At 64.2% G+C, this 25,286-nt stretch carries 27 protein-coding genes, 1 tRNA gene and 1 pseudogene; 20 read left to right on the plus strand and 9 right to left on the minus strand.

The window, feature by feature from the left end; genetic code table 11:
- The first annotated feature begins 147 nt into the window (after positions 1–147).
- The gene (locus D3876_RS17055) at positions 148–1,419 is read left to right on the plus strand and encodes an alpha/beta hydrolase (RefSeq protein WP_119764552.1); all 1,272 of its coding nucleotides are present in this window, start codon (positions 148–150) and stop codon (positions 1,417–1,419) included.
- A 144-nt stretch (positions 1,420–1,563) separates the two neighbouring features.
- Here D3876_RS17055 and D3876_RS17060 read toward each other — a convergent pair whose 3' ends face one another.
- The 3 genes from D3876_RS17060 to thiS all read right to left on the minus strand — a co-directional run bounded on the left by D3876_RS17060 (position 1,564) and on the right by thiS (position 4,374).
- The gene (locus D3876_RS17060; RefSeq protein WP_119764554.1) at positions 1,564–2,634 is read right to left on the minus strand and encodes a class I SAM-dependent methyltransferase; all 1,071 of its coding nucleotides are present in this window, start codon (positions 2,632–2,634) and stop codon (positions 1,564–1,566) included.
- A gap of 73 nt (positions 2,635–2,707) precedes the next feature.
- Positions 2,708–3,343, minus strand: coding sequence for a protein-L-isoaspartate(D-aspartate) O-methyltransferase (locus D3876_RS17065; protein WP_119764556.1), 636 nt, complete (start codon positions 3,341–3,343; stop codon positions 2,708–2,710).
- Positions 3,344–3,384: 41 nt separating this feature from the next.
- On the minus strand, positions 3,385–4,374 hold the full coding sequence (gene thiS, locus D3876_RS17070; protein ID WP_119764558.1) for a sulfur carrier protein ThiS: 990 nt from the start codon (positions 4,372–4,374) through the stop codon (positions 3,385–3,387).
- 78 nt (positions 4,375–4,452) lie between these two features.
- On the opposite strand from thiS, the gene aroQ reads away from it, so the two are divergent.
- The 6 genes from aroQ (at position 4,453) to D3876_RS17100 (ending at position 8,725) form a co-directional block, all read left to right on the plus strand.
- The gene (aroQ, locus tag D3876_RS17075) at positions 4,453–4,893 is read left to right on the plus strand and encodes a type II 3-dehydroquinate dehydratase (RefSeq protein ID WP_119764560.1); all 441 of its coding nucleotides are present in this window, start codon (positions 4,453–4,455) and stop codon (positions 4,891–4,893) included.
- A 37-nt stretch (positions 4,894–4,930) separates the two neighbouring features.
- The gene (gene accB / locus D3876_RS17080) at positions 4,931–5,404 is read left to right on the plus strand and encodes an acetyl-CoA carboxylase biotin carboxyl carrier protein (RefSeq protein WP_420801972.1); all 474 of its coding nucleotides are present in this window, start codon (positions 4,931–4,933) and stop codon (positions 5,402–5,404) included.
- 7 nt (positions 5,405–5,411) lie between these two features.
- Positions 5,412–6,764, plus strand: a complete 1,353-nt coding sequence (accC, locus tag D3876_RS17085; protein WP_182912048.1) for an acetyl-CoA carboxylase biotin carboxylase subunit — start codon at positions 5,412–5,414, stop codon at positions 6,762–6,764.
- A gap of 26 nt (positions 6,765–6,790) precedes the next feature.
- Entirely contained in the window at positions 6,791–7,495 is a 705-nt protein-coding gene (locus D3876_RS17090; RefSeq protein ID WP_119765613.1) for a glutathione S-transferase N-terminal domain-containing protein, read from the plus strand.
- 60 nt (positions 7,496–7,555) lie between these two features.
- Positions 7,556–7,900, plus strand: coding sequence for an arsenate reductase (glutaredoxin) (gene arsC, locus D3876_RS17095; protein WP_119764562.1), 345 nt, complete (start codon positions 7,556–7,558; stop codon positions 7,898–7,900).
- Between the two features lie 72 nt (positions 7,901–7,972).
- Positions 7,973–8,725: a ParA family protein gene (locus D3876_RS17100; protein ID WP_238475426.1), complete on the plus strand. Its 753-nt coding sequence runs from the start codon at positions 7,973–7,975 to the stop codon at positions 8,723–8,725.
- Positions 8,726–8,765: 40 nt separating this feature from the next.
- On the opposite strand, the gene D3876_RS17105 is transcribed toward D3876_RS17100, so the two are convergent.
- On the minus strand, positions 8,766–9,521 hold the full coding sequence (locus tag D3876_RS17105; RefSeq protein ID WP_182912049.1) for a hypothetical protein: 756 nt from the start codon (positions 9,519–9,521) through the stop codon (positions 8,766–8,768).
- A gap of 88 nt (positions 9,522–9,609) precedes the next feature.
- Between D3876_RS17105 and aat the strand changes: the two genes are divergently transcribed.
- Positions 9,610–10,335, plus strand: coding sequence for a leucyl/phenylalanyl-tRNA--protein transferase (gene aat / locus D3876_RS17110; RefSeq protein ID WP_119764564.1), 726 nt, complete (start codon positions 9,610–9,612; stop codon positions 10,333–10,335).
- Between the two features lie 35 nt (positions 10,336–10,370).
- On the opposite strand, the pseudogene D3876_RS21140 reads toward aat, so the two are convergent.
- From D3876_RS21140 to D3876_RS17135, 5 genes and pseudogenes are all read right to left on the minus strand, one after another.
- Positions 10,371–10,826: pseudogene (locus D3876_RS21140) on the minus strand (DUF2155 domain-containing protein); the annotation flags it as partial.
- Positions 10,808–11,203, minus strand: a complete 396-nt coding sequence (locus tag D3876_RS17120; protein ID WP_119764566.1) for an NADH:ubiquinone oxidoreductase subunit NDUFA12 — start codon at positions 11,201–11,203, stop codon at positions 10,808–10,810. The gene D3876_RS17120 and the pseudogene D3876_RS21140, both read right to left, overlap by 19 nt.
- A gap of 131 nt (positions 11,204–11,334) precedes the next feature.
- The gene (locus D3876_RS17125) at positions 11,335–11,823 is read right to left on the minus strand and encodes a DUF192 domain-containing protein (protein ID WP_119764568.1); all 489 of its coding nucleotides are present in this window, start codon (positions 11,821–11,823) and stop codon (positions 11,335–11,337) included.
- 4 nt (positions 11,824–11,827) lie between these two features.
- On the minus strand, positions 11,828–12,361 hold the full coding sequence (locus D3876_RS17130) for a cold-shock protein (protein ID WP_420801973.1): 534 nt from the start codon (positions 12,359–12,361) through the stop codon (positions 11,828–11,830).
- Between the two features lie 159 nt (positions 12,362–12,520).
- Entirely contained in the window at positions 12,521–13,054 is a 534-nt protein-coding gene (locus D3876_RS17135) for a regulatory protein RecX (RefSeq protein WP_182912089.1), read from the minus strand.
- Between the two features lie 183 nt (positions 13,055–13,237).
- Between D3876_RS17135 and D3876_RS17140 the strand changes: the two genes are divergently transcribed.
- From D3876_RS17140 to D3876_RS17195, 12 genes are all read left to right on the plus strand, one after another.
- Positions 13,238–14,965 carry a fatty acyl-AMP ligase gene (locus D3876_RS17140; RefSeq protein ID WP_119765621.1) on the plus strand — a complete coding sequence of 576 codons (1,728 nt, stop codon included), beginning with the start codon at positions 13,238–13,240 and terminating at the stop codon, positions 14,963–14,965.
- A gap of 138 nt (positions 14,966–15,103) precedes the next feature.
- Positions 15,104–17,458 carry a putative bifunctional diguanylate cyclase/phosphodiesterase gene (locus tag D3876_RS17145; protein WP_119764572.1) on the plus strand — a complete coding sequence of 785 codons (2,355 nt, stop codon included), beginning with the start codon at positions 15,104–15,106 and terminating at the stop codon, positions 17,456–17,458.
- Positions 17,459–17,496: 38 nt separating this feature from the next.
- On the plus strand, positions 17,497–18,096 hold the full coding sequence (locus D3876_RS17150) for a cysteine hydrolase family protein (protein WP_119765623.1): 600 nt from the start codon (positions 17,497–17,499) through the stop codon (positions 18,094–18,096).
- Positions 18,097–18,118: 22 nt separating this feature from the next.
- Positions 18,119–18,194: transfer RNA gene (locus D3876_RS17155), tRNA-Trp, on the plus strand.
- A 139-nt stretch (positions 18,195–18,333) separates the two neighbouring features.
- Positions 18,334–18,531 (plus strand): preprotein translocase subunit SecE, encoded by a 198-nt coding sequence (gene secE / locus D3876_RS17160; RefSeq protein WP_119765625.1) that lies wholly within the window; start codon positions 18,334–18,336, stop codon positions 18,529–18,531.
- Positions 18,532–18,550: 19 nt separating this feature from the next.
- On the plus strand, positions 18,551–19,087 hold the full coding sequence (gene nusG, locus D3876_RS17165; RefSeq protein ID WP_119764574.1) for a transcription termination/antitermination protein NusG: 537 nt from the start codon (positions 18,551–18,553) through the stop codon (positions 19,085–19,087).
- A gap of 112 nt (positions 19,088–19,199) precedes the next feature.
- Positions 19,200–19,631 (plus strand): 50S ribosomal protein L11, encoded by a 432-nt coding sequence (gene rplK / locus D3876_RS17170; RefSeq protein WP_119764576.1) that lies wholly within the window; start codon positions 19,200–19,202, stop codon positions 19,629–19,631.
- A gap of 4 nt (positions 19,632–19,635) precedes the next feature.
- Positions 19,636–20,334: a 50S ribosomal protein L1 gene (gene rplA / locus D3876_RS17175; RefSeq protein ID WP_119764578.1), complete on the plus strand. Its 699-nt coding sequence runs from the start codon at positions 19,636–19,638 to the stop codon at positions 20,332–20,334.
- Between the two features lie 286 nt (positions 20,335–20,620).
- Positions 20,621–22,165: a serine hydrolase gene (locus D3876_RS17180; RefSeq protein WP_119764580.1), complete on the plus strand. Its 1,545-nt coding sequence runs from the start codon at positions 20,621–20,623 to the stop codon at positions 22,163–22,165.
- Between the two features lie 458 nt (positions 22,166–22,623).
- Positions 22,624–23,139 (plus strand): 50S ribosomal protein L10, encoded by a 516-nt coding sequence (rplJ, locus tag D3876_RS17185; protein WP_119764582.1) that lies wholly within the window; start codon positions 22,624–22,626, stop codon positions 23,137–23,139.
- A 48-nt stretch (positions 23,140–23,187) separates the two neighbouring features.
- Positions 23,188–23,565, plus strand: a complete 378-nt coding sequence (rplL, locus tag D3876_RS17190; protein WP_119764584.1) for a 50S ribosomal protein L7/L12 — start codon at positions 23,188–23,190, stop codon at positions 23,563–23,565.
- Between the two features lie 154 nt (positions 23,566–23,719).
- Positions 23,720–25,267, plus strand: coding sequence for a DUF4403 family protein (locus D3876_RS17195; RefSeq protein WP_119764586.1), 1,548 nt, complete (start codon positions 23,720–23,722; stop codon positions 25,265–25,267).
- The last annotated feature ends 19 nt before the right edge of the window (positions 25,268–25,286 follow it).

Here is a 25,286-nt window from a genome sequence, read left to right on the forward strand (position 1 = left end):
CGACGTTGAAGGCCCAACAAGCTTTGCCGAACGGGGTTCCGGGCTTTGCGACAAGCGGTGGCAAAGCAAGTGATGATCCGTTGATCGCCCCTGCCGCGATCTTGCCATGATATTGCTGCAAGGCGGCGCATCCTGCGGAGGCACAAGATGACGTTTCGTCCCCAAATGCTTGCAGTCATGGCGCTTCTGCTGCTGACGGCGTGCGTAACGCCCGCCAGACTACCGCTATGGCGCAGCACTGACGCCGCGCCCGGAACACGCACTGCAATGCGCGTCTTCTTCGCGACCGACCGCGTCGCCAGCAGCGCGCCTGCGGGCAGCCCCGAGTATCTGGCACAGCCCTATGGCAAGCAGGTCTATTTCGATCGCGCCAACACGCTGTCCTTCGGCGCCGCGACGGGGACGATCGCCCGGCGGGCCACTTCGCTGGGGCCGTGTGAGCCCGGTTGGTGGCCGCAGGAGGTCGTGCCCGGTGCAGTCAAGCCGCGCTTTCCGCTGCGGTCACTCTCACCGCTTGCGGGCGGGGATTTCTATTCAGCGCTCGAGCGCGAGGTCGACCGGCTGGCGACCGCACCCGCGGCGCCGTGCCATGAGGCGGGCGCACTCACCCGCCCCGCGCGCCGCGTGATCCTCTATGTCCACGGCTTCAACGACGCCTTTGACGAGGCCGCCGGCAACGCTGCGCAGCTCGCCTATGACCTCGAAATCCGCGCCGCGCCCGTATTCTTCAGTTGGCCGACGCAGCAGTCACTGGTCGAATATACGCGCGACCGCACCTATTCCGAGCGCGCGGGGCCACTGCTCAAGGAACTGATCGCGGGGATTGTCGACAAGGTGAAGCCCGACGAATTCTATCTTATCGCGCACAGCTTGGGCACACGGATCACGCTGCAGGCGCTGAGCGAATTGTCGGTGGAGCGATCGGAGCGTTTCGTGCCGCTGACCGCGCTGGTACTCTATGCACCCGATCTCGACACACTCATCTTCCAGCGGATCTTCATGGATTCGCTGCCGAGGTTCGCAAGACGCACATCGGTTTATGCCAATACGCACGACATAGCGCTGTCGGTCTCGCGCCGCGTCAATGGCGGCTATGCCCTTGGCGACTTTGACGGTGCGCCCTTCACCGGGCCTACCTTCCACACGATCGACGTGGGGCCGGTACGCCAGTCGCGGCTCAACCATTCGGGATTCGAGGATTCGCCGCTGATCACGCGCCAGATTCAGGCGGATCTGCTCGGCACCCCGATATCCGAACGCCCATGCCTTTGCCGACTGAGCGCGCAAGGCAACGGCGCGATCAATCCCACGGGAAAAGAGCCCTTTTATCGCATTGCCGTGGGCGCGCTGGCCTGCCCCTTTGATTCCAAAATCTATGCGTCGCGCCCCGACACCCCGGCCTGCCCTGCCCAGCCCTGAGCCGAGCTGCTCAGGGCGCATCGAGCTTTGTATGCGTGGCGGTGTTGTTCGCCGCGATGCGGGCCATCAGTGATTGAAGCGCGCACAACACAGCGTTGACGATCTGGAAGATCGCCCAGACGGTGACAGTATAGCCCCGCGATGTCAGACCCGCGCTTCGAGCACCATGTTGGTCGGTGTCTCGGCGGCGCGGCGCACCGAGCTGAAGCCCGCTTCCTTGAGCACGTCGGTCAGCCGCTTCTCGCCGGCTTGCGCGCCGAGCCCGAGCCCCACCTCCTGCGCACGCGAACAGGGGACGCAGACCACCGTCGAGAATCCATAGAAGATGTTGCCGAGCGGATGGCAATTGTCCTCAAGCCGATCGCCTGCAAGCGGCTCGACGACCATGAAGGTACCGCCGGGCTTCAATATTTCGCGCACGCGCCGCGCCGCGCCCACCGGATCCCCCATGTCGTGAAGCGCATCGAAGATGCAGGCGAGGTCGTAACCGTCCTCGCCGATCTCCTTGGCGGCAACCGCATCGAAACGCGTATTGGCGGGCCCCCCATCGGCCGCCTTTTGCCGCGCAAAGTCGATCGAGGGCTGGTGGAAGTCATAGCCGTGGATCTGCGACTTCGGATAGGCCTCAGCCATCAGCATCGTGGAGGAGCCGTGACCGCAGCCGATGTCGGCGACCTTTCCGCCGGACTTGAGCGTCGCCTCCACCCCGTCGAGCGCAGGGATCCAGCTCGACACGAGATTGACCATATAGCCGGGGCGGAAGAAGCGATCGGTGCCGCAGAACAGGCAATTATTATGCTCGCCCCAGGCGCGCCCACGCCCGCTCTTGAACACGTCGATCGCGGTCTCGTTGCTCATATATTGCGAGACAACCGCCTGGAAGAAACCCTGCATGCAGGTAGGTTCGCCTTCATGCGCGAAAACCGCGGCCTGTTCGGGCGTAAGCGAGAAGCGTTCGCTCGCCGGATCCCAGGCCACATAGCCCGCGGCCGCGTTGCCCGACAGCCACTCGCGCACATAACGCGGATCGACCCCTGCTTCGCCCGCTACATCCTCTGCGGTCGAAGGCCCAAGCTTCTCGAGCGCGCGATAGGTGCCTGTCTGGTCGCCGATATAGGCGAGCAGCAATCCCATAGCGCCCGCCACGTCGCCGATCACCTTGCCGATCAGTTGCTCGAGTTTCGTTCCGTCGATTTCCGGAGCCATCGTCGCCATTCCATCTCTCCCAGGCGTCTGTGCGATGGCCGTGGACAATAGCACCGCGTCGCGCCCGAATCGTCGGGGGAAACTACGCTCCGATGAGTGGGACGAAGCGCACCGCGCACAGTTCAGCAATCGCAAAGCTGTCCGCGCCGGTGCGCGTCACGCGAACCAGCGTCTGGATGTCATCATGGCCGCCTAGCGGGATCACCAGCCGTCCGCCGATCGCGAGCTGCTGCTTGAGCGGCTCGGGTATGATCCGCCCGCTCGCTGCGACGAGGATCGCGTCGAACGGCGCCTCTTCGGGCCAACCCAGCGTCCCGTCTCCGGCGTGGACCGTGACATTGTCATAGCCGAGCTCTGCCATGCGCATGGCCGCGAGATCGGCGAGCAGCGGCACGCGCTCGATCGTGAAGACATGGTCCGCGATTCGGCTCATCACCGCTGCTGCGTAGCCCGACCCCGCCCCTACCTCGAGCACGCGCGCATTCGCGTCGATCCGCGCCTCAGCGATCATCAGTGCGACAATATAGGGCTGCGAGATCGTCTGTCCCGCCTCGATCGCGAGCGCGTGATCAGAATAGGCGTAGTCGGCCATATCCGCCGACACAAATTGTTCGCGTGGGACCATGCGCAGCGCGGCGAGCAGCCGCGGATCGGTGATACCGCGGCTCGCGATCTGCCGATCGACCATGCGATCGCGATCAACCTGAAAATCGCGCATCGGGCATCCCTTCAGCCGCCCTTATGCGTGAGGATGCGCCTTTAGATCAGTCCCGCCAAGGGGCTGGAAGGATCGGCGTAGCGCCGCTTGCCCATACGGCCCGCGAGGTAGGACAGGCGCCCGGCCTCGACCGCGGCCTTCATCGCGCGTGCCATCATGATCGGCTGCTTGGCCTCGGCGATGGCGGTGTTCATCAGCACCCCGTCGCAGCCCAGCTCCATCGCGATCGCCGCGTCAGACGCCGAGCCGACGCCGGCGTCGACGAGCACGGGCACCTTGGCGCCCTCCACGATCAGCCGGATCGTGACGCGGTTCTGAATGCCCAGCCCCGAGCCGATCGGGGCGCCCAGCGGCATGACCGCGACCGCGCCCGCATCCTCGAGCTGCTTCGCCGCGATCGGATCGTCGACGCAGTAGACCATCGGCTTGAAGCCTTCATTGGCCAGCGTCTCGGTGGCGCGCAGCGTTTCGCGCATATCGGGATAGAGCGTCTTGGCTTCGCCCAACACCTCGAGCTTGACGAGATCCCAGCCCCCCGCCTCGCGCGCCAGCCGAAGCGTGCGGATCGCCTCGTCGGCGGTGAAGCAGCCCGCGGTGTTGGGGAGATAGGTGATCTTCTTCGGGTCAATGAAATCGGTCAGCATCGGCGCCTTGGGGTCGGCAATGTTCACCCGGCGCACCGCGACGGTCACGATTTCGGCGCCCGAAGCCTCGACCGCGGCGGCATTCTCGGCGAAGTCCTTATACTTGCCCGTGCCGACGATCAGCCGCGAACGAAAGGTCCTGCCCGCGACGGTCCAGGTGTCGTCATCCTGCCCGCCGCCGACGAAATGCACGATCTCGAGCTCGTCGCCATCCTCGACCTTCACCGCGGCCAGCGTCGAACGCGGCACGACCTCGAGGTTGCGCTCCACCGCAACCTTGGCGGGATCGAGCCCGAGTTCCGCCGCCAGCCCGGCCAAGGTCAGCCCGGCCGCGATCCTGCGATGCTCGCCATTCACCCGGATCGAAATCGTGCCGTCGCTGCTCATCAAGTCCAAACCTTTGCGTGTTCCGTTCGCGCGCCATATAGGGGGCGCCTTGGCAGTGCCGCAACCGAAAGGCTCTTCATGGCTGATGCAAAGACCGTGTTCGTGCTCAACGGCCCCAATCTCAATCTGCTGGGCCTGCGCGAACCCGAGATCTACGGGCACGACACGCTCGACGACATTGCCGATCGGCTGGAGGATCAGGCGCAGGAACTGGGGCTGTCGATCGACATGCGCCAGTCCAACCATGAAGGCCACCTGATCGACTGGCTTCACGAGGCCAATGCCGACGGCGTCAAGGCTGTGATCCTCAATCCGGGCGGCTATACGCACACTTCGGTAGCGCTCCACGACGCGATCAAATCCATCACGGTGCCCGTGATCGAGGTGCATCTTTCCAACCCGCATGCGCGCGAAAGCTTTCGCCATATCAGCTATGTAGGCCGCGCGGCCAAGGGAACCATTGCGGGCTTCGGCGCGCTCTCCTATGCCCTTGCGCTGGACGCGGCCGCCCGTCTCTGACAATAGCGCCCGCAACAAGGGGTAATAAGAGGGTCGCATGACCACTGCGAAAACGAACAACACCATGCAGGTCGATCCCGCGCTGGTCCGCCAGCTCGCCGAGCTGCTCGACGACACCCAGCTTACTGAAATCGAGGTCCAGGACGGCGAACGGCGCATCCGCGTCGCGCGGAATGTGACCGTCGCGGCCGCGGCGCCCGTTGCCGCTGTCCCCATGGCTGCAGCGGCACCTGCTGCGGCAGCGCCTGCCGAAGCTGCGCCGGCTGCCGCCGCCAACGTCAACGCGATCAAATCGCCGATGGTCGGCACCGCCTATCTCGCGCCCGAGCCCGGCGCGAATGACTTCATCAGCGTGGGCAGCACCGTGAAGGCGGGCGACACGCTGCTGATCGTCGAGGCGATGAAGGTGATGAACCCGATCACCGCCCCTTCGGCAGGCAAGGTGACCGCGATCCTCGTGGGCAATGGGCAGCCGGTCGAATACGACCAGCCGCTCGTCGTCGTCGAGTAATCACATCATGAAAATCGAGAAGCTGCTGATCGCCAATCGTGGCGAGATCGCGCTGCGCATTCACCGCGCGGCGCACGAGATGGGGATTCGCACGGTCGCGGTGCACTCGACCGCCGATGCCGACGCGATGCACGTCCGCCTGGCAGATGAAGCGATCTGCATCGGCCCGCCGCCGGCGGGCGAGAGCTATCTCAACATCCCCAACATCATCTCGGCCGCCGAGATCAGCCATGCCGACGCGATCCATCCGGGCTACGGCTTCCTCTCGGAGAATGCGCAGTTCGCCGAGATCGTCGAATCGCACAACATCATCTTCGTCGGCCCCAAGCCCGAGCACATCCGCACGATGGGCGACAAGGTCGAGGCTAAGCGCACGGCTGGCAAGCTCGGCCTGCCGCTCGTGCCGGGCTCTGACGGCGCGATCACAGGGATCGAGAGCGCGAAGATCATCGCCGAAAAGATCGGCTATCCGGTGATCATCAAGGCCGCATCGGGCGGCGGCGGGCGCGGTATGAAGGTCGTGCCCGACGCGGACAGCCTCGAAAGCCTGATGGGCCAGGCCAAGAGCGAGGCCAAGGCGGCGTTCGGCGACGACACCGTCTACATGGAAAAATATCTCGGCAATCCGCGCCATATCGAGTTCCAGATATTCGGCGACGGCGAGGGCAACGCGATCCATCTGGGCGAACGCGATTGCTCGCTTCAGCGCCGCCACCAGAAGGTGCTCGAGGAAGCGCCTTCCCCCGTCATCACGCATGCACAGCGCGACGAGATGGGGATGATCTGTGCAAAGGCGATGGCCGAGATGGGCTATCGCGGCGCGGGCACAATCGAGTTTCTCTACGAGAATGGCGAGTTCTACTTCATCGAGATGAACACGCGGCTTCAGGTCGAGCATCCGGTGACCGAGGCGATCACAGGGCTCGACCTCGTGCGCGAGCAGATCAAGATCGCGGAGGGCAATCCACTCACCCTGCGCCAGCAGGACGTGCAGTTCCGCGGCCATGCCATCGAGTGCCGCATCAACGCCGAGGATCCGCGCACCTTCGCGCCGTCGCCGGGGCTGGTAAAGAGCTTCCACGCGCCGGGCGGCATGCACGTCCGCGTCGATAGCGGGCTTTATGCCGGCTACAAGGTGCCACCCTATTACGACAGCATGATCGCCAAGCTGATCGTTTACGGCACCACGCGGCAGGGCGCGCTGCGCCGCCTGCGCCGCGCGCTCGAGGAGTTCGTGATCGAGGGAATGAAGACCACGATCCCGCTCCACCAGGCGCTGCTCGACGATCCCGAATTCCAGTCGGGTGACTACACGATCAAGTGGCTGGAAGAGTGGCTGGCCAGGCAGGACGAAGGCTGAAGCCGCCGCCGACGGGAGACGTGTCGATGTCCGATCTTTCAGACTTTCCGGTCACGTCGCGCTGGCCTGCACGGCATCCCGACCGCCTTCAGCTCTATTCGCTGCCCACGCCCAACGGCGTGAAGGCCTCGATCATGCTGGAGGAGATCGGGTTACCCTATGAGGTGCACCTGATCGACTTCGCGACCGACGACCAGAAGACGCCCGAATATCTGTCGCTCAATCCCAACGGGAAGATCCCCGCGATCCTCGATCCCGACGGGCCCGGCGGCAAACCGCTGGCGCTGTTCGAATCGGGCGCCATCCTGCTCTATCTCGCGGACAAGACGGGCAAGCTGATGCCGACTGATGTCGCGCGTCGCTATGAGACGATCCAGTGGGTCTTTTTCCAGATGGCCGCGATCGGCCCGATGTTCGGACAGGTCGGCTTCTTCCACAAGTTCGCAGGCCGCGAATATGAGGATAAGCGCCCGCTCCAGCGTTACGTCGACGAATCGAAGCGCCTGCTGGACGTGCTTGAGACGCGGCTCAACGGCCGCGACTGGATCATGGGCGAGGACTATACGATCGCCGACATCGCGACGCTGGGCTGGGTGCGCAACCTGGTCGGCTTCTACGACGCGGGCGCTCTCGTCGGCTATGATGCGCTGCGCCACGTTCCCGCCTGGCTCGAGCGTGGGCTCGCCCGGCCTGCGGTGCAGCGCGGATTGACGATCCCCGCACGCGGCTGAACGCGGAACGCGGGCACGGTCCCGCGCATTGATTGAGGCGAAGCACAAGAGGAGCAGCCCGTGAAGGCGACGATCTGGCACAACCCAAAATGCGGCACATCGCGCAAGACGCTGGAGATTCTCCAGGCCGAGCCGGGTGTGGAGGTCGAGATAATCGAGTATCTCAAGACCCCGCCCAGCCGCGAAAAGCTCGCAGAACTCTACGAACGCGCGGGCATGACGCCGCAGCAGGGACTGCGTCGCAAGGAGAAGCTGGTCCAGGACCTTGACCTTGATCATGTCAGCGACACCGCCGTGCTCAAGGCGATGATCGCCGATCCGATCATCATCGAACGCCCGCTGGTTGAGACCGAGAAGGGCGTCCGCCTGTGCCGCCCTCAGGAAAAGGTGCGCGAGATCCTCTGATCGCAATGCTGTTGCCCGGACTGCAACAGCCATGTCACATTTACCGAGTCTAGCACCCAGGATGGAGCAATCATGGGGAATGACAAGGAAATGGCGACGATCGCGGTCTACAGCCTGAAAGGCGGCGTCGGGAAGACGACGCTCGCGGTCAATCTCGCCTGGTCCTCCGCGGTGCTGTCGTCGCGTCGCACGCTGCTCTGGGATCTCGACCCACAAGGGGGCGCGAGTTTCCTCATCGGTGACGGACAGCATTCCAAGGATGCGGCGCAGGCCGTATTTGCGAAGGATGTCGCGCCCGAAAAACTGATTCGCCCCTCCACGGTTGACCGCGTCGACCTGCTCGCAGCCGACACATCTCTACGGGGTCTCGACCGCTTCCTGTTCACGCTCGACAAAAAGAAGCGGCTGGCGAAGCTGCTCGAAACGCTCGGCAAACATTATGACCGGATCATCCTCGACTGCCCGCCCGGCCTAACTGAAACAAGCGAGCAGGTTATGCGCGCCGCCGACCTGATCCTGTCGCCCGTCATCCCCTCGCCGCTTTCCGAACGCGCGCTGGACGACGTCGTGACCTTTCTCGACCGGCAAAATAATCGCCACGCGCCGATCCTGCCGATCTATTCCATGGTCGACAGACGACGCGCGCTGCACAAGGCCGCGGTCGATCGGCGCCCCGACTGGCCCGTCATTCCAATGGCGAGCGCGGTCGAACAAATGGCGACCCGCCGCGCACCCCTCGGGCAGTTCGCGCATGTCTCGCCGGCGGGTCAGGCCTTCTCGAAGCTGTGGCAGGGAGTCGAACGCAAGCTGGCGACGATGAGCTAGACCTTGATCGTTTGAGCAGAGCCTGATCCCCGGCAGCGTGCTATCGCGCTGCCCTTTCGGTGTAGTCGATCCGTATCCGTACCCAGGTGCCGGTCATGGGCCGGCCGCCGATGCGGGGCGGCAGCACCCGGAACTGCCATGCCGCCAGACGCACCGCGCGCGCCAATCCGGAACCGCTGGGCGATTCGCCCAGTTCCTGGCAATCCTCGACCCTGTAACGGTCCACCGTCCTGCACGCGACCAGTCCCCATCCAAGCGGTGGCGCCGACGCGGGCAAATATGTGGAAAGCTCCGCATGGGTCGGCCGTCGATACCAGTCGGCTTCATAGAGCCGTTCCCCGCCCGGCCCTTCGCCAACCGCCCGCGCATCGCCGGGAGCGCCCGCGCTGCCGCCGCCTCCCTCGCTCTGCACCGCACGGCGCGAGGGCAGCCGGCCGATGTCCGCCGCCGCATAATCCTCCCGGGTAAGCACAAGGAAGGATGGCGGCTTGGGCACGTCGTCTACCTTGGTCACATCGACTTCAGGTGGCTTCTGCCGCTCGACGGCCTGCTGAGGCACCGACTCCGGCTCCGCGGATTTCCGGACACTGTCCTTGCTCGCATCGCGTGCAGCCTCGAGGTTGAATGTGGCGAGCGAACCGCCGCCCTGCCGCGGACGCATCGGCGTGAAGGACTGCCACAGCAGCACCGCGATCATCAGGACATGGATCGCGATGGCGAGCGCCAACGCGATCGCGCGGCCGCTAAGCTGCGCGCGGTTGGGGAACGGTGAATTTCTGGAATACGCCAGCGCCATCCGGTAGCGGCCTAACGCCTGCAATGATCTGCGGCAACTCATGCCGGCGCAGATTGATCGAAGACGCTGAAAGCGACATATTGAAGCGGTGCAACCGCTCGATACCACCATGCTGCTTCGCGCCTATGCCTGCGGCGTCTTCCCGATGGCGGACGACCGCGAGGCTGAAAAGGTGTTCTGGGTAGAACCCAAAAAGCGCGGCATCCTGCCGCTCGACGGTTTTCACCTCGCGCATTCGCTCGCGAAGACACTGCGCTCGGACCGCTTCACGGTGACAGTCGATACGGCCTTCGAGGAGGTCATCAGAGGCTGCGCCGCACCGACCCCAGACCGGCCCGGAACCTGGATCAACACGCAGATCGAACAGGCCTGCCTCCAGCTCCACGCGCGCGGTCACGCACATTCGGTCGAGACCTGGCGCGACGGGCAGCTCGTCGGCGGGCTCTATGGCATCAAACTTGGCGGCGCGTTCTTTGGGGAGAGCATGTTCAGTCGCGCGACCGACGCCTCAAAGGTCGCGCTCGCGCATCTCGTCGCGCGGCTCCGCATCGGCGGGTTCAGCCTGCTCGATTGCCAGTTCATCACCGATCATCTCGCCTCGCTGGGCGCGATCGAGATCAACCGAGACGACTATGTGGCGTTGCTCGATTCGGCGCTGGCGGGCGGCGTCGGCGCCTCGGCCTCGCCCGACTTCGGCGCGCTCGACCGTTTGGCCGCCGCGGGCGTCGAAGACGATTCGCCACCCGACACTGTCTCGGTCTCCGGTCCGATATCAGGGAAACTCATCGCGCAGCTCTTGGGCCAGACGTCGTAGACCGGGTGCTCGACGACGTTGAGAGACGGCGATTCCTTGTAGAGCCACCCCGAAAAGATGCGGCCCCAATTGTCTTGCGGTGAACGCACATCGACCTGAACAAAGGCGCCGGTGAGTTGCTCGTGCTCCCACGGCGCGGTCTTCTCGCACGCGCGCAGCCGGACGATGACGTCGCCGAGGCGAAGTGCCTGTCCAGGCTTCATCGTCAGATCACGCTCGATACCGTTGCGCTTGTTGAGCACGCCGATCACCGCGACACGCTCGGCCATCGGGGTGGTCGTGCCGCGCGACGGCGCGGGCCCGCGCGTCTCTTCGGCCGCGCGCACTGGTCCACGGGGGGCGGCCGTCGAGTTGGCTTCGGCGCCGCTGGCATTGCCCGCTGCAGGCTGTTCGTTCTGCAGCGCGTCTGCCGCCTGCCAGCCCGCCAGTCCAAGCCCGATGGCGGCAATTCCGGCGAACGCCCAGCCTTTCTTCACGCGCCCGGAGTCCATGCCTCATAGTCTCCGGTGGCGGCCGCACGCCGGCCGCCCTTTTCGAGCGCACCCGCGGGACGATATGCCTCGCCCGTGCCCGTCAGGTTGGGCGTCGGCTCGCGCTCCCAGGTCCTTGGCGACGGCAGTGCCTGATCGGGCACCGCGTCGATCATATGATGAAGCCAGCTATGCCATTCGGGCGGGACGCGGCTCGAATCGTTCTGGCCCTTGTAGATGACCCAGCGGCGCGTGAGGCCGGCCTGGGCCTTCTTGCCCTCATAATAGAGATTGCCCTGATCGTCCTCGCCGACCTTGCGCCCGTTGCGCATCGTGTTCAGCGCGGTGCCGAAGGTCGCGCCTTCCCACCAGGTGAAGATATTCTTGAAAACGCCCATGGGGGCTCCGTTACTGCAAAGGGACGCGCGAGAAAACCGCTTTTCGGCATAGAGCCTGATCGGTTGAGGTGGAAGCGCTTCGCGGTGGCTCTGAGAGCGTGAATCAGGCTCTATTCGGATGGTTGACACGACTATTGCGGCAGCGCCGGGCCACCTTCCCAACTGACATGATCGCCCTCGGCGATGCCCAGCGCAGCCGCGCGCCCGCCCGCGATTTCGAAGACCGCGGCCACGGGTTCACCCGATTGCACGGGCTCAAGCGACTGCGGCACCGTCTCTTCGGCGATACGCGCGATGCTGCCGTCCGGGCGGATGAAGATCATGTCGAGCGGGATCAGCGTGTTCTTCATCCAGAAGCTTGCGGGACGCGGCGGTGAGAAGGGAAAGATCATCCCGCCATCTGCGGGCAGCGAAGTACGATACATCAAACCCCGCGCCTGCTCCTCCTCGGTCCGTGCTACCTCGACGCGGAAATTGACCATGCCCTTCGCGGTCTTGACGCGCAGCGGCAGCAGCGCCTGTTCCTCGGTCTTGGCGGTGGCCACCGCATTGGATGCGGTCCCGCAGCCGGCAACGAGCATCGCCGCGCCCAGCGCGGCCAGCAGGTCTTTCGATTTCATGTGGTTACTCGGGCCTTTCGACACAGACGGCGAGCAAACCCTTATTGCCCGCCACACACCGCGCCTGAAGCGCCTGGCCGGGTTCGATATCGGCAAGGCCCGCGCGACGCAGCGTTTCCATATGCACGAATATATCGCTGTCGTCCGAGCCGCGCACCAGAAAACCATAGCCCTTCACGCGGTTGAACCATTTGACGGTTACCGGCTCGAGCGGTCCCGCGTTTTCGAGCAGCGCGACGGGATCGATGCGATTCGCGCGATCGCCTGCCTGTTTGTCGAGATCGGGACCGATGGCGGTCGACAGGTCGAACGAAACGACCTGGCGCGCCTGAAGCCCGCGATTGCGTCGCGCCGCCATGCAGACAAGCCGCGTCCCTTCGGGCAGGCTGCGCCGATCATGCTCGCGCAGCACCGAGAAATGAACGAGGATGTCGCCGGCGCCGTCATCCGAGACCATGAAGCCGAAGCCACGCGTGGCGTCGAACCATTTCATGGCGCCTTCGTGACGCTCCAGAATTTCGGGATCGGCTTCGATCACGGCTGCGCACTCGGTCCCCGTCTCAGGGAGATCAGTGTCGCGATTCAAAGCATCCAAGCGACCAGACTCATGCACGCGAGCGGTCCCCTCCTTATTTATGCGCCCTGAACGAATTTAGCACAGTCGATTCGAATCCGAAACCGAGCGATAAAGCGTGTATCAATTCGGGTCGGCGGGGCATTCGCCGGGTAATGCCGCTACCAATAGCTTCGCAAATTCAAATGGATGGCCGGCACGCAACATCGCGGCAAGCTGCTTTTGTCGCCGGTTTTCCTCTGATGGTTCGAGAGCAAACGGACCGATTTTCTTGCGCCGCGCATAGGTGAGCGCGGCATCCCACCCCCTTTCGTGCGCCTCTGCGCGGGCCACAGCGGCGTCGGCGTCCTCGATTCCCGCGATTCGCAGCGCCGAATCGACTCGGCGCGCGCCATAGCCACGGCGCGCGAGCGCTTCCGCGCGAGACTCCGCGAACAGCCGGTCGTTGACATAGCCGCGCTCCGCAAAGCGGGCGACAAGGGCCTCGTGGGGCGGGCTGCCCTCCCCGTCCCAGCCACGCTCGCGCAGCTTACGTTCGAGATACGCACGCAGCTTTGCACGCGTCGTCGCATATCGCTCGACATAATGGAGCGCGAGACGTTCCAAAGCCGCGGAATCGAGCGGCGGACGCGGGGATTTTCGGGGGTTCGTGCTCACCGCCACGTTTGTGCCACAGTCGGGCCGGAATTTGAACGCGCCTTTACCGCTAAACAGCGAAACTGTAACAATTCGCGCCGGCAGGCATTTTGGGATCAAGCCCCTGCAAAGCTGGCAAAAAGGGACGCAGGCACGATGCTCGATCTGGCAAGGGACACCGCGCCCGGCATGAAGGTCGCCGATATGCACATTCTGAACGCCACGCCGACGGAGGACAGACTTCCGCGGCGCTTCTCCGATTTCGAGACGCTGGGCGAAGCGCTCGACTATGCCGCTCGCGGGCAGCGCGGGCTCAACTTCCACGATGCCCGCGGCAATCTGGCGCGGCCCTATCCGTTTTCCGAGTTGCGCCTCGACGCGCTCGACAATGCCTATCGCCTGATCGCGCACGGCGTGAAGCCGGGCGACCGGATCGCGTTGGTCGCGGAGACGGGCGCGGAGTTCGCGGCGCTGTTCTTCGGTGCGATCTATGCGGGCGCCTGGCCGGTGCCGCTGCCGCTGCCCACCTCGTTCGGCGGCAAGGACAGCTATATCGACCAGTTGAAGGTGCAGCTCGCCAGTTCCGATCCCGGCATCCTGTTCTTCCCGCAGGAGCTCGAGGCGATGGCGGGCGAAGCCGCGCGCCAGTCGAACGTCGAGGGCCTGGACTGGGAAAGCTTTACCAAGCGTCCCGCCGACGCCGTCGCTCTACCCAAGGCAGGGCCCGAGGATATTGCTTATCTGCAATATTCAAGCGGATCGACGCGCTTCCCGCACGGCGTCGTCATCACGCATCATGCGCTGCTGAACAATCTCGCCGCGCACTCGCATGGCATGGAAGTGCAGGACAGCGACCGCTGCATTTCGTGGCTGCCCTGGTACCATGACATGGGGCTGGTCGGCTGCCTCCTCTCGCCGATCGCCAATCAGGTTTCGGCCGACTACCTGAAGACCGAGGATTTCGCGCGGCGTCCGCTCGCCTGGCTCGACATGATCAGCCGCAATTCGGGCACCTCGATCAGCTATTCGCCGACCTTTGGCTACGACATCTGCGCGCGCCGCATGTCGAGCCAGACGCGCGCGTCTGAGCGCTTCGACCTCTCGCGCTGGCGGCTTGCGGGCAATGGCGCGGACATGATCCGCCCCGACGTGATGCAGAGCTTCGTCGACGCCTTTGCCGAGGCGGGCTTCAAAGCGAGCGCCTTCCTGCCCAGCTATGGCCTGGCCGAGGCGACGCTGGCGGTATCGATCATGCCCCCGGGCGAAGGCATCGTCGTCGAGCTGGTCGAGGAAACCCAGCTTTCGGGCAGCGAAGGCAATGAAGATCGGCCGCAGCGCTACCGCGCGATCGTCAATTGCGGCAAACCCTGCCGCGATATGGCGATCGAGATCCGCGACGAGGACGGCGCACCGCTTCCCGAAAGGGAGATCGGCAAGGTCTGGTGCAAGGGCCCGTCGGTCATGGTCGGCTATTTCCGTGACCAGGACGCGACCGACGCCTGCCTGAAGGATGGCTGGCTCGACACCGGAGATATGGGTTACATATCAGACGGTTACATCTACATCGTCGGCCGCGCCAAGGATATGATCATCATCAATGGCAAGAACCATTGGCCACAGGATATCGAATGGGCGGTTGAGCAGTTGCCCGGATTCAAACAAGGCGACATCGCGGCCTTTGCGATCACCACGCAGGGCGGCGAGGAAACTCCCGCGGTGCTCGTCCATTGCCGGGTGTCGGACAATGCAGAGCGGCTGCGGCTGCGTGACGAGATTCGCGACAAGGTGCGTTCGATCACGGGCATGCACTGCGTGGTCGAACTCGTGCCGCCGCGCACGCTGCCGCGCACCAGCTCGGGCAAGTTGAGCCGCGCCAAGGCGCGCAACCTCTATCTCTCGGGCGAGATCCAGCCCTTCGATCTCGCCGCCTGAACGCCGCACGTGCCGTTCTCCGCATTTGCGGGAACGGCGCGTTGCCATGCTCGCGCTCGTGCAGATTCTTTAGATTTTCGTACAGAAACTTTCGCTCTCCTAACCGATCGCTAACCACTTGCGGTTAATCGCGGAGGCGTGGACCAGAAGTATGACAATGACGACGCCGCGCCGCGGTTAAGCTGGGGAGCCATTCTCGGTCTTCGCGATTCGGCGGGACTCGACGGGGGGGCGATCCGCGCCTCGCAGATCGCGGCGCTCCATGGATCTACGGGCGTCCGTTTTCTTGCCAATGTCGTCGGCGTGGTGCTGTTGACGCTTGTCCTGCGCAATCACACCGACCTGCTGCTGCTATACGGCTGGGGCATATCGACGCTGCTGCTCGCGACCCACACCGCGGTCGGCAAATGGCGTTTGCGCGGTTGGAACGATCGTTCGGCAACCCGCGCGGAACTTCACAAGGAAACCGCTGCAGCCGCACTGACCGGCGTGCTCTGGGGCTTTCCGGCGCTGCTGTTCTCCACCGCCGGTGCGCTCGAGCAAACGCTCGCACTTTGGGCGGTTCTCACCGCGCTGATGGCGGGCGCGGCCTTCGTGCTCACCTCCATCCCGCTCGCAACCGTCAGTTTTCTGCTGATCGTAGGCGGTGCGCTCGGCACATGGATGTGGCGGATCGACCTTCCCGTGCTGGCGGTCGCCGCGGGGCTCAACACGCTGATGCTGCTGGTCACCGCCTCGCTGAACGGCCGGCAATTTGCAAACAGCCGCGTCGCCGAGCTTCAGCTCGCCGAGAAGAAGGAAGTCGTCAGCCTGTTGCTGCGCGAGTTCGAGGACAGCGGCGCCGACTGGCTGTGGCAAATCGATGCCGGGCGCTGCCTGACGCATGTTTCGCCGCGTTTCGCCACCGCACTTGGCCTCGATCTTACCGAGCTCGAAGGCAAACCCTTCCTCCAGGTACTTGCCGGCGACAGTTGGGAAGCAGGGAATTTCGCTTCCGGGCTGCGTGAACTCGCCGAAAAGCTTAAACGGCGCGAGAGTTTTTCCGACCTCATCCTGCCCGTCAAGATCGACGGAGAAACGCGCTGGTGGGAGCTTTCCGCATCGCCGCGCCTCGACGATCGCGGCACCTTCCTCGGCTTTCGCGGCGTAGGATCCGACGTTACCCAGCAGCGCGATTCGGCGGACAAGATCAACCGGCTGGCGCGCTACGATACGCTGACCGGCCTACCCAACCGCATGCTGATCAATGAGACGGTCGCGCGCGCGATGCAGGACGCCGAGCAATGGCGCAGCCGCTGCGCTTTCATGATGATCGATCTCGACCGCTTCAAAGCCGTCAACGATACGCTCGGACACCCCGTGGGCGACCGCCTGCTCAGTCATGTCGCAGAACGACTGCGCTCGCTGATGAGCGACAACGAGCTCTGCGGACGGCTCGGCGGCGACGAATTCGCGGTCGTGGTGCGCGACGCAAGCGATCCGAGCCGGCTCGAGGCGTTGGCGCGCAACATCATCGAAACGCTCTCGCGCCCCTATGAGGTCGACCAGCACACGCTCTACATCGGCGCAAGCGTCGGCACCGCGGTCGGTCCCAAGGACGGGCGCACCGCCGAGATGCTGATCCGCAGCGCGGACCTTGCGCTCTATCGCTCCAAGGATGCGGGCGGCGGTGCGCACCATCGTTACGAACCGCAATTCCATGCCGATGCCGAGGAACGCCGGACGCTCGAGATCGCGCTCAGAAGCGCGCTCGAAAAGGGCGAGCTCCACCTCGTCTTCCAGCCCGTAGTGTCGGCCAAGGATACGACGATCGAGGCATTCGAGACACTGCTGCGCTGGACGCATCCGACACTGGGCTCGATCCCGCCCTACAAGTTCGTGCCCGTTGCCGAGGATGCGCGCCTGATCGCCCCGATCGGCGAATGGGTGCTGCGCGCGGCCTGCGCCGAAGCCGCCAACTGGCCGTCGACGGTGCGGGTCGCGGTCAACGTTTCGCCCGAGCAACTCAACGATCCCAATTTCGTCACCTCGGTGATCTCGGCATTGTCGCACAGTGGCCTGCCGCCCCACCGGCTTGAGCTCGAAGTCACCGAAAGCATCTTCCTGCGCGAGGGGACCGGCGCGATCAACGTGCTCGACCAGATCCTGGGCCTCGGCGTCCGGCTGGCGCTCGACGATTTCGGCACGGGCTATTCGTCGCTCGGCTATCTCAGGAAGACGCAGTTCTCGACGATCAAGATCGACCGCAGCTTCGTCCAGGGCGCCGCGAAGAACAGCGCGGAAAGCCTCGCGATCATTCGCGCGGTGGTTGCGATGGCCGACAGCCTCGGCATGTCGACGACCGCCGAGGGCGCTGAGACCGAGGAAGAATTCGAGATGATCCGTCAGCTCGGTTGCCGCAAGGTCCAAGGCTATCTGTTCGGCAAGCCCATGCCCGCCGAGGAAGCCCGCCAACTGCTCGCCAAGGCCAGCCGCAGCCGCGCGGCCGCCTGATTCTCGCACGACGGTGCGGCGTGCGCTATGGTGCCGCGGTGACCGGTGAAACCGCCCTTCTGCTCATCGACCTGCAATGCGCGATCGACGATCCGCGCTGGGCGGAGACCGGGCCACGCAATAACCCGCAAGCCGAGGCGCGCGTCGCAGAGCTGCTCGCAAACTGGCGCGCCAGTCACTGGCCGGTCATCCATGTTCGCCACGATTCGACAGAGCCCGATTCGGCATATCGCCCCGGCCAGCCCGGGCACGCCTTTCGCGCCGAGGCGATCCCGCTTGCGCACGAGACGGTGATCCCCAAGCACGTCAACAGCGCCTTCATCGGCACAGGGCTCGAAAATGCGCTGCGCCGCGCGGGCATCACGCGACTGGTGGTGGCGGGCGTCATCACCAACAACTCGGTCGAGGCGACGGTGCGCATGGCGGGCAATATGGGCTTCGACACGCTGCTTGCCGAGGATGCGTGCTTTACCTTTGCCAGACGCGATCTTGCGGGGCGCATATGGAGCGCAGAAGACGTCCATGCGCTCAGCCTCGCCAATCTCGAAGGCGAATATTGCCGCGTCCTGCGAGTGTCCGAAATTTTGTCCGAAGTTCAGGCCAACAGCGCCCTTGCGCTCGGCTCCCACCGGGGCTAATAGCCGCGCTCTTCCCGCCTTTAGGGGTATAGCTCAGTTGGTAGAGCATCGGTCTCCAAAACCGAGGGTCGTGGGTTCGAGTCCCTCTGCCCCTGCCATGCTTGCTTTGAAAGGCAGCGCGGTTTATGGGGGCGGGATACGAAATCGAGGTCTTTGGGCGGCTCCGGTCGATAGGACCGGAAGGACGCCTGCGGGCCTCGTTTTCGTTGTTTGATGATTTTTGAAGGCGGAACAGACGTGGCAAAGGTCAATCCGGGCGAGTTCATCCGGCAGGTGCGTGCCGAGACCGCAAAGGTGGTCTGGCCGTCGAGCAAGGAAACGATGATGACCGCCGTCATGGTGCTCATCATGACGACGATCCTCGCGCTGTTCTTCTTCGGGGTCGATACGGCGTTCAGCCGCATCGTGAAGCTTCTGCTCAGCTTCGTCGGCTGATCACGGTTTAGGGACTTACATGTCGCGCTGGTACATCATTCACGCCTATTCGGGCTTCGAGAACAAGGTTCGTGACGCGATCATGGCGGAAGCCGCGCGCATGGGCCTCGAACAGCTCGTCGAATCGGTCGAGGTTCCTGTCGAAACGGTGACCGAGGTCCGCCGCGGCAAGAAGGTCCAGTCGGAGCGGAAATTTTTCCCCGGCTACGTCCTCGCCAAGCTCGAGATGAACGACGACGTCTATCACCTGGTGAAGAACACGCCGAAGGTGACGGGCTTCCTCGGTTCGAGCGGCAAGCCGCAGCCGATCAGCGAGGCCGAGGCCGCGCGCATCCTCAACACCAAGGAGGAAGCCGCCGCTGCGCCCAAGCATCAGATCAAGGTCGATTACGAGATCGGCGATCAGGTCAAGGTTCTCGACGGTCCCTTCGCCAGCTTCAACGGGCTGGTCGAGGAGCTCGACTTCGAGAAGAACAAGGTCAAGGTCGCGGTCTCGATCTTCGGCCGCGCAACGCCCGTCGAGCTCGACTTCGAGCAGGTCGAGCGCGCGAAATAAGGATTTGGTCCCGGCGACGGCCGGGATCAGAGTGCCCCGGCTTCGGCCGGGGCACAAAATTGCGGGAGGCCTTTAGGCCGCATGAACCGCTAAACTTGAAAGAGAGTGAAACATGGCAAAGAAGATAACGGGCTATATCAAGCTCCAGGTGCCCGCGGGCGCCGCAAATCCCTCCCCGCCGATCGGCCCTGCACTGGGTCAGCGCGGCGTGAACATCATGGAATTCTGCAAGGCGTTCAACGCGGCGACCGGCGACCTTGAAAAGGCGATGCCGATCCCGACGATCATCACCGTCTATGCGGATCGCAGCTTCTCGTTCGTGACGAAGACGCCGCCCGCGACCTTCCTCATCAAGAAGGCCGTTGGCATCAAGTCGGGCTCGAAGGAGCCGGGCAAGACCTCGGCCGGCACGATCAAGCGCTCGCAGCTTGCACAGATCGCTGAGACCAAGATGGCCGATCTCAACGCCAACGACATCGAAGCGGCGACGAAGATCATCGAAGGCAGCGCCCGCGCGATGGGCCTCGAAGTGGTGGAGGGCTGATCCAATGGCAAAGCTGAGCAAGAAGGCGAAGACCCTCGCCACCACCATCGACCGCGAGAAGCTGCACGGCGTCGACGAGGCGATCGCACTGGTGAAGGCCAACGCGACATCGAAGTTCGACGAGACGATCGAAATCGCACTCAACCTGGGCGTCGATCCGCGTCACGCTGACCAGATGGTCCGCGGCGTCGTCACGCTGCCCAAGGGCACCGGCAAGGACGTCCGCGTCGCCGTGTTCGCCAAGGGCGACAAGGCCGAGGAAGCTAAGGCTGCGGGTGCAGACATCGTCGGCGCAGAAGACCTGCTCGAGATCGTGCAGGGCGGCAAGATGGATTTCGATCGCTGCATCGCGACCCCGGACATGATGGGCCTCGTCGGCCGCCTCGGCAAGGTGCTGGGCCCCAAGGGCCTGATGCCCAACCCGAAGCTCGGCACCGTGACCCCCAACGTCGCTGAAGCCGTCAAGGCGGCCAAGGGCGGCCAGGTGGAATACCGTGTCGAAAAGGCCGGCATCATCCACTCCGGCATCGGCAAGGCCTCGTTCCCCGCCGAAGACCTGCGCGCGAACTTCGACGCGCTGGTTGACGCGATCGTCAAGGCCAAGCCGTCGGGCGCCAAGGGCAAGTATCTGAAGAAGATCGCCGTGAGCTCGACGATGGGCCCGGGCGTCAAGGTCGACACCGCGGAAATCGCGGCGGCCTGAGGACGCTCGCATCAAAGCGATGCTTTGATGCGGTTAGAGACAAGGAAGGCCGGGGCGGAAGCTCCGGCCTTTTTTTGCGCCCGATCGAAGCGTCTGACGCTCACGGCCGACTACCGGAACCTGCCATTGGCGGGCGAGAAACGGACGCGGCGATGGTTGACGCGCTCTGGAACTCGAACCTGAACAACGACGGAGAAAATTGCCTGATCAGGACAAATTTGTCCTTAATGGGTTGCAAGCTCGCATGACTTGGCCGATGGTCTGCGCCAGAAACGGGGGCCAAATCATGATCTCGATCGCGCGAATGAAGCATGTCATCCTGTCCGCCACGGCATTGGCCCTGCTCGCCAGCCCGGCCTTCGCCCAGGCCGCCGCCGAGGCACCCACCCGGGCGCCCACAGCGTCGCCCGCGACCGCGGCCGCGCTCGAAGGGCTCGACGCCTATATCGAGAGCGCCCGGCAGACGTGGCAGATGCCGGGCCTCTCCGTCGTCATCGTCAAGGATGACAAGGTCGTCTATTCCAAGGGCTTTGGCGTCCGCGAGGAAGGCAAGCCGGGCAAGGTCGACGCCGATACGGTCTTCGCGATCGGATCCGCGACCAAGGCATTCACGGCGGCGGCGCTCGGCATGCTGGTCGATGAAAAGAAGATCGGCTGGGACGGCGCAGTACACGGCTACATGCCGTCGTTCGAGCTTCACGATCCCTATGTCACCCGCCACGCGACGGTGCGCGACCTGCTGTCGCACCGCACCGGCGTCGTCACCAATGGCGGACTCTGGTATGGGTCGGGGTTCGATCGCAAGGAAATCATCCGGCGGCTGCGCTTCCAGACCGAGTCGCTCGGCTTCCGCAACCAGTTCCAGTATCAGAACGAGATGTTCATTGTCGCGGGCGAGGTGGTCTCCGCGGTTGCCGGCACCAGCTATGACCGGTTCATCGCCAGCCGCATCTTCGAACCGCTCGGCATGCGCCGCACCAATACCAGCATCACCGACCTCAAGGGGCTGACCAATGTCGCGACCCCGCACGCGCTGGTCGAGGGAAAGATGGTGCCGATCGATTATCGCATGATCGACAATGTCGGCGGCGCCGGCGTGATCAATTCCAGCGCGCGCGACATGGCGCAGTGGGTGCGCCTGCAACTGGGCGGCGGCACGTTCGAGGGCAAGCCGCTGATCGCCGCCGCGACCCTGGCAGAGATGCATACCGGCCAGATCGTCCCGCGCGGCGGCTCCGGCACGACCTTCAAGTTCAGCGAATACGGCCTGGGCTGGGGCGTGCAGGAATATCGCGGGCAGAAGGTCGTCCAGCATTCCGGCGGGATCGACGGGATGCAGAGCATCGTCGCGATGATTCCCGAAAAGAAGCTGGGCGTGGTCGTGCTGACCAACAGCATGCCATCCGTGCTGACCGCCGCCGTCGAGCTGCGGGTGCTGGACGCCTTTCTTGGCGGCCCCGTGACCGATCACAGCGCCATCCTGAAGAAGGCGAGCGACGACGCGGCCCGGATCAAGCGCGAAAAGGCGGCGGCGACCCCGACCCCGGCGACGGTGGCACCCACAAGGCTGCCGCTCGACCGCTATACCGGCACCTATTCGAGCGACCTGCTCGGCGACGTCACTATCACGCTGGCCGACGGCAAGCTGGCACTCGCGCGTCCGGAGGCGTCGGCGGTGCTCGACCATGACCGCAACGACATGTTCAAGGCGCGGTGGAAGAGCCTGGGCCAGACGAGCATTATCGGTCAGACCCCGGTGGGCTTCACTTTCGCCCCCGATGGAAAGATCGCCACGCTGGAGCTCGGCGGCGACAAATTCAAACGCAACTAGGCGCGCACCACCGGCTCCACTCGCCGAAAGGCGCCGGGCGGGGTGGCGCGGTCGTCGTAAAAAGCGCCGATCGCTTGACCCCGCCCCTGAATCTGCTATGCGCCCTCCCCTGACCGGCTGGCCTTGCCGTCCGGTCGCCGTCCGAGACAGTTGGTGAGGGCATTTCGGTCCTCTTAATTTCCAGCCTAGACGGGGAAAGAGTTTTAGAACCCGAAGGCCGCGCACCTGCGCATTTGCCTTTTGGGTCTGCCGATCAGGCAGGTGGCCCATTCCCCTCGGACTTAAGTGCCCCGCGTTTCGCGCGTGCGTTTCTTGCGCGCGTTCGGGCCGCGGGTTTGCCGGTTTCGCGATGGTCGCGGAGCCGGAATAGCGTTTTCCAGCGAGGCGCAAGCCTCGCGGCTCGGAAAACGCGCAATCGAAGTTGAGCGTGCCTCGGCACGCTCTAAGTGGAGAATGGCATGGATCGTGCTCAGAAGTCTGAGCTGGTCGCCGAACTGAACCGCACCTTCTCCGAGACCAGCGTGGTGGTTATCACCCGCAATCTCGGCCTCACCGTCGCCCAGTCGACGGCGCTGAGGGGCAAGATGCGCGAAGTCGGTGCCAGCTACAAGGTAGCGAAGAACCGGATTGCCAAGATCGCACTCGAGGGCACCGCCTACGCTCCCATCAGCGACCTGCTGACGGGGCCGACGGCGCTCGCAACATCGACCGACCCCGTGGCCGCCGCCAAGGCAGCCGTGGAATTCGCGAAGACCAACGACAAGTTGGAAATCGTGGGCGGCGCGATGGGCGAAACGCTCCTCGATGCGGAAGGGGTGAAGGCGCTCGCTGCGCTGCCGTCGCTCGACGAACTGCGCGCCAAGCTCGTGGGCCTCATTCAGGCTCCCGCGCAGAAGCTCGCTGCCGTCACGCAGGCGCCGGCTGGCCAGCTCGCCCGCGTCTTCGGTGCTTACGCGGCCAAGGACGCCGCCTGATTATCAACCTGACTTTATGGGGCGCATGCCCCGAATGGAGATTTACACATGGCAGACCTTAACAAAATCGTTGAAGACCTTTCGGCGCTCACCGTTCTCGAGGCCGCTGAGCTCTCGAAGCTCCTCGAAGAGAAGTGGGGCGTTTCGGCCGCTGCTGCGGTTGCGGTTGCCGCTCCCGCCGGCGCCGGCGCTGGCGCGCCCGCCGCTGAAGAGAAGACCGAGTTCGACGTCGTCCTCGTCAACGACGGTGGCAAGAAGATCAACGTCATCAAGGAAGTCCGCGCCATCACCGGTCTCGGCCTGACCGAAGCCAAGACGCTCGTCGAGTCGGCTCCCAAGGCCGTCAAGGAAGGCGTCAACAAGGACGAAGCCGAGAAGGTGAAGAAGCAGCTCGAGGAAGCCGGCGCGGTCGTCGAGCTCAAGTGATTTTCGCCCTTCGGGGCGGAAATCATCCCCGCGCAGGCGGGGATCCAGAGCAAAGGAAGGGGCGGCTCCGCAAGGGGTCGCCCTTTTCTTTTGCCTTTGCCAGGATCCGCGGCGACGTGTTAGCTCGACGCCGTAACGCCTCGAAGGAGGGCCGGTGAGACACTGGAGCACTGCACAGCTTTTCATCGGCATTGCCGGCCTCGCGGTTGCCGGGTGCAGCGAGCAGGCGTCCAATCCTGCGCCACCGCGTCTGGAAACCCCGGTCAGCTTCAGCGACAAGGCATCGACGATCCGGCTGCCCGTCGGCTTCCCGCTGCGCGACCTTGAAAAGGCGATCAACGACGAGGTTCCAACGCTGCTCTATACGATCGACGAGCCGCAACAGACATGCGTAAAGACCAAGAGCAAGCTGCTCCCCGATATCTCGTGCCGGCTGGTCGGCACGGTCCGGCGCGGTCCGATCGACATGTCGGGTTCGGGTGAATCGCTATTGCTGACCATTCCGATCAGGACGACGGTCAGCGCGCGCAACATCGGAAAGATCATCAAGCAGGAAACCGCGAACGGGGCTATCACGGTCAGGGCGAAAGTCAGGCTCGGGCTGACACCGGACTGGCACCCGACTGCACGGGTCGAGGCCGACTATGCCTGGACCAACAAGGTCGGCATCGATTTTCTTGGCCGGCGGATCACCTTCGCCTCCAAGGTCGATCCCCAGATCAGGGCCTTGCTGACCAAGCTGGAACACAGCCTTCCCCGCCACCTTTCGCGACTTCAGCTCCGCGAAAAGATCGCGCCGATCTGGGCCAAGGGCTTCACTTCTGTGCGCGCCAAGACCGATCCGCCGATCTGGGTGCGCTTCACCCCCGAACAGGTCGGCTTTTCGGGCTACAAGGTGGAGGGCGACAAGCTTGTCATCGGCTTTTCCGCACGCGCACGCACCCAGACGCTTGTCGGCGGCCGACCGGAGAACCCGCCCGTCACCCCGCTGCCCAATCTGATGGGTGCACTGCCGCCCGGCGGCATCAACGTCCATGTCCCCGTCATGGTCCGATATGCGATGCTGGAGGATGCCGCGCGCGCGGTGCTGGTCTCCAAAGATTACAAATCGCTCAAGCTCAAGAACGGCGGCACCGTCGACGCGATCTTCCACGATGTCAGTATCTATGGCGCGCAGGATGATCGCATGGCTGTCGGCCTCGACGTATCGCTCAGGACGCTGGAAGGCGCGCTCTCGGCCAAGGGCAAGGTCTGGTTTGTCGCCGAGCCTGTCGTCGACATTCCCAACAAGATTGTCAGCATCCGCAATCTGAAGCTGGCGGGCCAGACCGACAGCCGCATCTTCAACCGGTTGCTCGAGGCGATCAACAAGACCGCGATCCGCGACCGCATGGTGCAGGCGATCCGATATGATTTCACCAATGACTATTTGGATGGCCTGCGCAAGGCGGACGAATGGCTCCAGGCCCAGCCTTTCGAGGGTTTCGTGTTCAAGGGCGACATGGGCGACGCGCAGATCCGCAGCGTCCGCATCGCGCCCGACGGCCTGCTGGTCGAAGCCGACGCAACGGGCACCGCCGCGATGACCTATGCCCCTGCAGAAGCCGCGAAACTTGTCGCCGAGCGGAGGGCGCGAAGGGCAGCGAGGGACCGCGCGGCAGCCGCTGCCGCTGCCGGATCAAACGCTTCGGCAGCGCGCTGATCGGAGCTGTTTGTCGTGG

It is taken from the genome of Sphingomonas cavernae (assembly GCF_003590775.1).
Lineage (GTDB): Bacteria > Pseudomonadota > Alphaproteobacteria > Sphingomonadales > Sphingomonadaceae > Sphingobium_A > Sphingobium_A cavernae.